6 protein-coding genes, 1 tRNA gene and 1 pseudogene are annotated in these 5,573 nt (G+C 56.7%); 1 reads left to right on the top strand and 7 read right to left on the bottom strand.

The genetic code is table 11. The features are described from left to right. The 7 genes and pseudogenes from V6C07_RS03655 to V6C07_RS03685 form a co-directional block, all read right to left on the bottom strand. Nucleotides 1-188 (bottom strand): annotated as a pseudogene (locus V6C07_RS03655) (arsenite methyltransferase); the annotation flags it as partial. Between the two features lie 243 nt (nucleotides 189-431). Continuing rightward, on the bottom strand, nucleotides 432-788 hold the full coding sequence (locus V6C07_RS03660) for an ArsR/SmtB family transcription factor (protein ID WP_333535016.1): 357 nt from the start codon (nucleotides 786-788) through the stop codon (nucleotides 432-434). Nucleotides 789-887: 99 nt separating this feature from the next. Continuing rightward, on the bottom strand, nucleotides 888-1,427 hold the full coding sequence (locus V6C07_RS03665; protein ID WP_333535017.1) for a phosphatase PAP2 family protein: 540 nt from the start codon (nucleotides 1,425-1,427) through the stop codon (nucleotides 888-890). A gap of 287 nt (nucleotides 1,428-1,714) precedes the next feature. Beyond that, nucleotides 1,715-1,790 (bottom strand) — tRNA-Ile (locus V6C07_RS03670). A gap of 127 nt (nucleotides 1,791-1,917) precedes the next feature. Further along, on the bottom strand, nucleotides 1,918-3,081 hold the full coding sequence (locus V6C07_RS03675; protein WP_333535018.1) for a SufB/SufD family protein: 1,164 nt from the start codon (nucleotides 3,079-3,081) through the stop codon (nucleotides 1,918-1,920). Further along, nucleotides 3,078-3,872, bottom strand: coding sequence for an ABC transporter ATP-binding protein (locus tag V6C07_RS03680; protein WP_333535019.1), 795 nt, complete (start codon nucleotides 3,870-3,872; stop codon nucleotides 3,078-3,080). Before V6C07_RS03680 ends, V6C07_RS03675 begins: the two co-directional genes overlap by 4 nt. After that, nucleotides 3,865-4,344 carry a hypothetical protein gene (locus V6C07_RS03685; protein ID WP_333535020.1) on the bottom strand — a complete coding sequence of 160 codons (480 nt, stop codon included), beginning with the start codon at nucleotides 4,342-4,344 and terminating at the stop codon, nucleotides 3,865-3,867. The genes V6C07_RS03680 and V6C07_RS03685 overlap by 8 nt, the downstream gene beginning before the upstream one ends. On the opposite strand from V6C07_RS03685, the gene rfaD reads away from it, so the two are divergent. Beyond that, on the top strand, nucleotides 4,343-5,314 hold the full coding sequence (rfaD, locus tag V6C07_RS03690) for an ADP-glyceromanno-heptose 6-epimerase (RefSeq protein WP_333535021.1): 972 nt from the start codon (nucleotides 4,343-4,345) through the stop codon (nucleotides 5,312-5,314). The two genes, V6C07_RS03685 and rfaD, sit on opposite strands and share 2 nt — an antisense overlap. Nucleotides 5,315-5,573 lie beyond the last annotated feature (259 nt).

A 5,573-nucleotide genomic window follows, 5' to 3' on the forward strand; every position in this document is an offset into this window, starting at 1 on the left:
CCTTCGGGAAGCCGATCAAGGGCGTTTGTGTCATAGCCGAGCGATTTAGCCAGCCTGGCAGGGTCAGCCTGGCCGCTACGCCGGCCTGAGCAGCAAGAGCGCTGCGCCCCAGAGGCAATGGCCGCGTACCCAGAGCGGACTGTTTCTGTGATGTCCTGCGCGCTTGTTGTTTTGTCGGTGTTTTTCATGGCGTGTCCTCAATGTTTCAATTTTTCAATAAATGTTGAAATATTAATATAGAAAGTTCGTGTCCAAGGTCCGGCAGGGGGCATAACGCTGCCGCTGCACTGCTCCTAGAGTAGATTAACTTTGAAGTGCTTCACATTTCAAAGTTTTCATTCAGCCAAAAAATGCGATTTTCGGCTGAATCCATGCCACATTGCGAGCGTGTCTTAAACTTTGAGAATGTACATTCTCAAAGTTAATTTGCTCTAGTCGTTCCAGTCCGGAAGAACGGCCGGTGAAACAGCGCTTTGCGTTCTGTATCGGCGGCATTGCTCGGGTTGGTTCGCGCAGCATTCTGAAGTGAGGTAGGCGATGGTGTCGAGCATGAGGGGGATGTTGGCCCGGTATCGCAGAAAGCGCCCTTCTTTTTCCACGCTGATCAGGCCGGAATGCAACAGCCCTTTCAGATGAAAGGAGAGGTTGGTTCCGGGTACTTGCAGAATTCTTGCAATCTCACCGGCCACCAGGCCGTCAGGCGCGGACTTTACCAACAGCCTGAACAGGTCCAGGCGCACTTCTGACGACAGGGCTTCAAAAATACTGCTGGCGTGTGCTGTTTTCATAGAATGATATTTCAACTTTTATTGAATTGTGTCAATGTTTTTTATATGTATATATTACAATATGTTGTGTGGTGGTCGTCGGCCCATGCCTCGGAGCATTCAGCGAAGCCGACCTGGCCGTAATTTCTGTCGCGGGCGAACCAGAATAGCCGCCACTACGGCGGCTGCCAGGGCTGTCATGAAAGCCCCCGCCATATCCAGAGGATAGTGCACGCCTGCAAATATCCGTGCCCAGGCGGTCATGAGTCCCATCAGTATGACTGCCAGGGCAAAAAAGCGTGCGCCCTGTTGAAACAACAGAGGCAGAGCCAGTGAAAACACAAATGTGGCGTGAAAACTGGGAAAGGAGGATGTGGGCGCATGATCGATCAGCATGCGGCCTAGGCCAATGACAAAAGGCCGGGGGTTGTAATGGAACTTGCGGATGCAGTACGCCGTACCCATAGCCAGCATCATTGTCAGGATCAGGCGGCCCGCAAGCACGCCGCGTTGTTTTTGCATGAGCAGGGCAACGAGAGCAAGAACAGCGGCAATGCCGATGGGCCATTCCGCCAGGATGCGGGCAGCCCAGATGCCGAAAGAAGATGCCGTGTCACCGGCGTTCAGGGCCAGAAAAAGCTGATGGTTTAAAGATTCCATGATTGTTCTGCAAGGTTTGTCGCGGGTTGGAACAGGACAGGCGGCTTGAGCAGCGGGGTTGCTGACAGTGTGCGCCCATTGCTGCGAAAACGCTGGCCGGGGCAGGAACGCCCGGGCTGGCGAGAAGTTTGCGGCAGTCTCAAAAAGGCAGAAGGGGACACACATTCACGAAAAGCGTACACGGATTCATGCGGCAGGCCAGCCGTGTGGGCCGCAATAACCGGGACTTCCTGTAACTGCAAAGCCCGTCAAAGTCTTGCGGACAGTGACGGGCTTTACTGATTTCTTGGTGGGCCCACCAGGATTCGAACCTGGGACAGGCCGGTTATGAGCCGGAGGCTCTACCAACTGAGCTATAGGCCCCAAGGAGGAGGACTATAGCCATAAGTTGTTTGGCGGTCAAGCCGGAGATGCCCGGCCTGCCATTTTCGCCTGCTGTTTTACGCGCGGTACTGCGCGTGCACGGGCAGGCGTTTTTGCCGGTATTGCCTTACATGGCGTTGCCGGTTTCCAGCAGCGCGATCTGTTCATCAATGGCTTTTTGCAGCTGGTTGGGCAGGCCCATGATGTCCACATTAAGAAAGCCGCGCACAATGGTGGATGCTGCTTCATCTTCATCCAGACCGCGCGCCATGAGGTATTCTATTTCTTCCTGGGCAATTTTGCCCACGGCGGCCTCGTGCGACAGCTCCACGCCGTCCTGGTTGCTGTCCAGCTCAGGGATGGCATGTATGCGTCCGCTGCCCAGAATAAGGCCCTTGCATTCCAGATGCCCCCTGGCGGGAGCGGCGGACGCGCCTATGAAGCCACGGTTGATGATGGTTCCGCCGGTGGTCAGGGTGCGCGAGACGATTTCGCCGCGCGTGTCGGGCGCATTGAGTTCAATGCGGTTGCCGCAGTCCACGTGGGAGCCTTCAGGCGTGACAATGACGGAATTGAAGCGCGCCACAGCCCCGCTGCCCTGCAGCTTCATGGTCGGATACATTTGCAGGTCGGCCACGGGCTTGAGCAGAATATAGTTGTTCTGAAACTCTCCACCGGCATCCACAATGCCCGCGGAGCGCGGGCGCACCGTGGTGCTCGTTCCCCAGTTATGAATCATGGTGAAGGTGAGCTTGCCGCCTTTTTCCACATAATATTCGGTAATGCCCAGGTGGGCCGTATCGTTGGCGTCATGTGCCGTGGCGCAGCCGCCCAGAATGTGCAGTTCGGCTCCTTCTTCCACCACCACAATATTGTGAATGCTCTGGCCCGCGCCGTGTCCCTTGATGAACATGCACGACTGCACGGGCTGGGTGATCTTGGCCCCTTTTCGGGCGCGCACAAAGTAGCCGCCGTTGCAATGCTCGCGCGTGAGGCGGGTAAATTCGTCTTTTTCAGGATCAAGCAGCTTCCAGTAGTACTGGGGCAGGCCGTCAAATTTTTTGAGGGCCTCGCGGATGTCCATCAGGTCGAGCCCTTCGTGGCTTGTGCGGCAGTGAACCCCTGCGTGATTGAGCTGCATGAACGCTCCGCTCACGGCATGATCGTTCACGTCAATGCCCGCGAGCACAAGGCGTTCCTTGTCCGCGGCGGGCAGACTGGCGAGATTTTCTATGGGCGCTGCGGCTTCGTTGCCGCTGAAACTGTACCGGGAAAGATTGACTGTGCTCATTTGAGGGGGGCCTCCGCAATTTTGCCAAACATGTCGCCGGCCAGGCAGCGCAGACATTCCTGATAGCCGTGATTGGCGATATGGTCGAGAATTTCGCGCGGCCCGGCTTCACAGCAGAGTTTGCCGTTATACATGACCTGCCCCCGGTGGGCGTTGACATATTCAAGAATATGCCCGGTGTGGGTAATGATAAGGCCGCTGGTGGAGCGCGCTTTTTCGCGTTGCCGCAGGGTGGCGCAACATCGTTCGGGCAGGCCGTCCAGCAGGCTGCGCACGGTTTTGCCCACAAGGGCCATATTTTCAAGATCCACGCCGGATTCCGGTTCGTCAAAAAGCAGAAGATCAGGCTGCTGGGCCATGAGCTGCAGCAGTTCGGAGCGCTTGATCTCGCCGCCGGAAAAGCCCGCGTTGACATCGCGGTTCAGAAACTGGTCAAAATGCACCTTGCGGGCCATTTCTTCCACGTCCATCTGGCGTCCGCGTCCGCACAGTTCCACCAGTTTGCCCGTGGGCAGGCCGTGGATGGTGGGCGGACGCTGAAAAGACATGCCAATGCCAAGGCGCGCCCGTTCATACATGGGCGCATGGGTGATATCTTTGCCCTTGAAGATGATCTGCCCCCGGGTGACGGTGTATCCCGAAACGCCCATAAGGGTCATGAGCAAGGTGGTTTTGCCGGAACCGTTTGGCCCAAAGAGGATGAACGTTTCGCCGGGCTTGACGTGCAGGTCTATGCCCTTGAGCACGGGCGTACCCTTGACCTCCACATGAAGGTTACGGATTTCAAGCATTATTGTCTCCGGTTTCACCAAGATATTCCATCACATCGTAATGTACATGGTCCAGAATGTGGGTCAGCCTGGAGACGCACTCGTCCCCCACGGCCTTGCTCAGAAGGTCAACGATAAAGGCGGCTCTTTTGGCATTGACCAGGGCGTCGTATCCCGGGTCCGCGCTGTAGGGTATGGCGCTGATGCTTTCGCTGAAGTTTTGCAGCATTTCCGGGTCAAGGTTCTTGATGGGCTGGGCTTCGTCATCAATATAGGCGATGCCATCGCGCAGTTCGAGCATGACCGGTTTGCCGTGCATGTAGGCGATGCACACTTTCATGGTAGTCCCCTTGGTTTTACAGATGCCGCATAGTGGCAAACTTGGCTGCCCGTGTCCAGAGGAAGGGCGCACGGGCAGGATAAACACATGGCGGCTCTTGCGGTTGCGCCCGGCACTGGCTACCATGTGCAAAGATGTAATGGAGGTATCCATGCTCGTGATTACCGGTGGAGCGGGCTTTTTGGGCAGCGCTCTTTTATGGCAGCTTAACTGCATGAATATTGAAGATATCGTGATTGTGGACAATCTTGCGCGGAGCGACAAGTGGCGCAATCTCGTCAAGCGGCGCTATGTGGACTACATGCACAGGGACCGCTTTTACGAGCTTGTGCAGCGTGATGCCCTGCCCTGGAAGGTCAGCGGCGTGGTACACCTTGGGGCCTGCTCGTCCACCACGGAAAAGGATGCGGATTTTCTGATGGAAAACAATTTCCATTACAGCCGCGATCTGTGCCGTTATGCGCTGGACAAGGGCGCTCGTTTTATCAATGCCAGTTCCGCCGCAACCTATGGCGACGGTTCGCTGGGCTTCAGCGATGACGAGCAGCTTGTGCCGCATTTGCGGCCCCTGAACATGTACGGCTACTCCAAGCAGCTTTTTGACCTCTGGCTGCTGCGCGAGGGCTTGCAGACCCAGGTAGCCAGCCTGAAGTTTTTCAATGTTTACGGCCCCAATGAATATCACAAGGGCGATATGCAGAGCGTGGCCGCCAAGGCTCACCGGCAGATCGGTCAGGAAGGGCAACTGCGGCTTTTCAGATCTGACCGCCCGGATGTGAAGGACGGGGAACAGAAGCGTGACTTTGTTTACGTCAAGGACTGCACGGCCCTGATGGCCTGGCTGCTGGAGCGCAATGATGTCTGCGGCATCCACAATGTGGGTACAGGAACGGCGCGCAGCTTCAATGACCTTGCGCGGGCCGTGTTTGCCGCCCTGAACCGGCCCTGCCGCATCGAGTACGTGGATATGCCCGACAGTCTGCGCGGACGCTATCAGCACTACACGCAGGCCGACATGGACTGGCTCGGGCGGGTGGATTGCCCTTTGGCCTTTACATCGCTTGAAGAAGGCGTGACCGATTATGTGAAGGGCTATCTGGATACAGAAGACCCCTATCTGTAGAAAACGGAACCCGTGGGCGTAAAATTTCTGGGCTGGTTGTGTCCCTTTGGGCGGCCTGTCTTCGGGGCGGACGGCCCTGAAGTGCGCCTGTCCGGGGATACGCTGCCCCTGCGGCTGAAAACGGATGCGGCCCTGTGCGGATTTTTAAAAAAATCCGCACAGGGCCGCTGAAGCATTATGCCAAATCCTGATCTTCCGCGGCATGCTGTCCGGTTTCGGCGTCCTGGGCCGCACCGTCATCCAGCCCCAGACGGGCCAA

Source organism: Desulfovibrio sp. 1214_IL3152 (assembly GCF_036763055.1).
Classification (GTDB): Bacteria; Desulfobacterota; Desulfovibrionia; order Desulfovibrionales; family Desulfovibrionaceae; genus Desulfovibrio.